At 48.1% G+C, this 2,322-nt stretch carries 2 protein-coding genes and 1 pseudogene; all 3 read right to left on the reverse strand.

The genetic code is table 11. The features are described 5' to 3' along the window. Window positions 1-41: 41 nt before the first annotated feature. On the reverse strand, window positions 42-746 hold the full coding sequence (locus XBLMG947_RS20840) for a putative type VI secretion system effector (RefSeq protein ID WP_065470409.1): 705 nt from the start codon (window positions 744-746) through the stop codon (window positions 42-44). Window positions 747-793: 47 nt separating this feature from the next. Further along, the gene (locus XBLMG947_RS20845; RefSeq protein WP_065470410.1) at window positions 794-1,525 is read right to left on the reverse strand and encodes a putative type VI secretion system effector; all 732 of its coding nucleotides are present in this window, start codon (window positions 1,523-1,525) and stop codon (window positions 794-796) included. Between the two features lie 24 nt (window positions 1,526-1,549). Then, window positions 1,550-2,322 (reverse strand): annotated as a pseudogene (locus XBLMG947_RS20850) (T6SS effector BTH_I2691 family protein); the annotation flags it as partial.

A 2,322-nucleotide genomic window follows, 5' to 3' on the forward strand; every position in this document is an offset into this window, starting at 1 on the left:
GGCCAGACAACTCAGATACCGGTTCACCCTGTCTCGGATCATCAGTAGCGGAAGTAGCTTTCACCCATTGCAGGCGGATCGTTCGGCTTTTTCTTGGCTTTGGTGGTGTTTTGCAGGTTGATGTCCCTGACATCTCTCCAACCTAATGCGGTGAAAATATTCTCAGCCATTTCGACGAAAGGTGTGAAGCGATAGCCTGATTTATAGCCAAACCTAACGCACATAATAAAGATCACAAGAAACCATATCAATCCAGCAATCAATAATTTCTTGAATTCGGCAGTGTCAACCAACCAATATAAAACAAATACTGCCATAAAGGCCCAAAGATTTATACTGCAAGTGCGGATAATTGCTTTTTTATATACATGCACCCAATGCGCGCGCCCCCTTCCCATCGAAACATGCGGGTACAGAACAATGATATTTTCTTTAGTATCCAAAACAGCGAAGGCGATGTAACCGAAACCTTTTACTGGCTCCACAACTGCCTTTACCTCATCCCCCTCCTTGAAAGGCCAATTCCAAAGTAGTGCTACTACGTTTTTGCCATCCAGTTCAAAACTCACTTGGCATACAGGCTCACTCTTATCTTCCATCGGCATGGCGGCCAAACACGCGGTGGCCATTTCGTCTCGTTCGCCTTCGCCTTCACGAAATAACGTTTCCGACGTAGTATTGGTGACAATGACGTTGCGAAGCGTGCCGCTCAGCACCTTGAAATGCGCATTAGAATTCTGGTCCATTAAACCTTGCTCCTCGTCATTTAAACTGCATGCCTGCTCTTCGATATTTAATAACGAAAGTAACTGTCTCCCATAGCTGGGGGGTCGGCGGGCTTCTTCTTAAGCTTAGTAATTTTTCTAAGATTGATGTTCTTAACGTCTTTCCAGCCCAAGAGAGTGAAGATGGGCTCCGCCATCTCGATAAAAGGCGCAAAACGATTACCTAGGCGATAACCAACCCACGCGCACAACGCGAGTACGCAGAGCATTGTCATCCCGCCGGCCTTAAGCAAAAAATCCAAACTACCACCATCTGTAGTTACATATAATAAAAACATAAACAATACCAATACCATATTTAAAATAAGAGCTGCATAGGCAACGTACTTTGCCACATTCTTCCAATGTGCTGCTGCACCAGCAGACACATGCGGATATAACGCAACAATCCTTTCCTTGGGATCCAATACGGCAAATCCTATATAATTTCCAGATACTCCCGGTTCTACAACTGCTTGTACCTCATCGCCATCCTTGAATGGCCAATTCCAAAGCATACCTTCCACATGCTTTCCATCCAGATCGAAACTGACCAAACACACTTGATCTTTCATTTCTTCCGTCGACATTGCCGCCATGCCTGCAGCGAGACCGCTTTCGCCTAGTGCTGCAGCAGCCACACCCGTAGCTGCAATGCCCTCACGATCACCCGTGCGAAAGAAAACGTCCGAAACTGTATTTTCCACTTTGACGTTACTCAAGGTTCCGGTTAATACCTTAGCACAATCTCCGCTTTCCATTAATTATCTTTCCTATGAAAGCCTTTAGGCTTGACGAACCGTAACTTGGCTTATTGATTTCTGGAAGCCCTCGTCTTGCTCCTTCAGCGTCTTATAGTGCGGCGCACTAGCACCGAAGCCAAACCAGCCACCCTCGCTAGTTTTGCCAAAACGATTACTCTCGCACCATTTCTCCAACTCATCTGGCTCAACTATATAAACAAGCAAATCGATTGCCAGTAGCGCTATCGTAACCTCCCAACCGCCAAGTCGAAGTATCCACACACCTATTCTTTTCATGGAAGCTTTAGCTAATACGGACTCTCCCTCTTTAACAGCTGCTGCTTGCAATCCAGCTTTAAGTCCATCTAACCAGATTACTAAACCTCTGCGACCAATAGCCTTCTCAAGCACAGGGCTCGAATAAGCTAATGCAGTTAAGAACTGTGCCGCCCCGACAGCACCCCCTGCAAGCGACTTCAAGAGAGAGATAACGAACATGCCGTAATTCTGCTTCTTAAAGTTCTCACGGACATCCCCAGCATCATAATAAACCCCAATATACGTACCAAACCCACCCAGCCACCCACCGATGGCCTTCATCTTCGCCACGCTGCGGCTGGCCTCGCCGAAGAACTCCTTGCTCAACTTCTCGGCCATGCTGCTGTACACCGACACCAGCGAGGCGCCCGAAGCCACCAGGCTGCCGTAATCGCGCGCCTGCTTGTCCGACTTGGCCAGCAGGTTGATGAAATTCACCAGTTCCAGCACACCGGTCAGCGCGCCCAGCCGTACCGCGTTGCGGCTGCTCTCGGCGG

It is taken from the genome of Xanthomonas bromi, assembly GCF_900092025.1.
GTDB lineage: Bacteria > Pseudomonadota > Gammaproteobacteria > Xanthomonadales > Xanthomonadaceae > Xanthomonas > Xanthomonas bromi.

What these genes read in the sequence shown, in the direction of transcription:
- XBLMG947_RS20845 (WP_065470410.1), bottom strand. Translation starts at nt 1,525, where the DNA reads ATGGAAAGCGGAGATTGTGCTAAGGTATTAACCGGAACCTTGAGTAAC.
- XBLMG947_RS20840 (WP_065470409.1), bottom strand. Translation starts at nt 746, where the DNA reads ATGGACCAGAATTCTAATGCGCATTTCAAGGTGCTGAGCGGCACGCTT.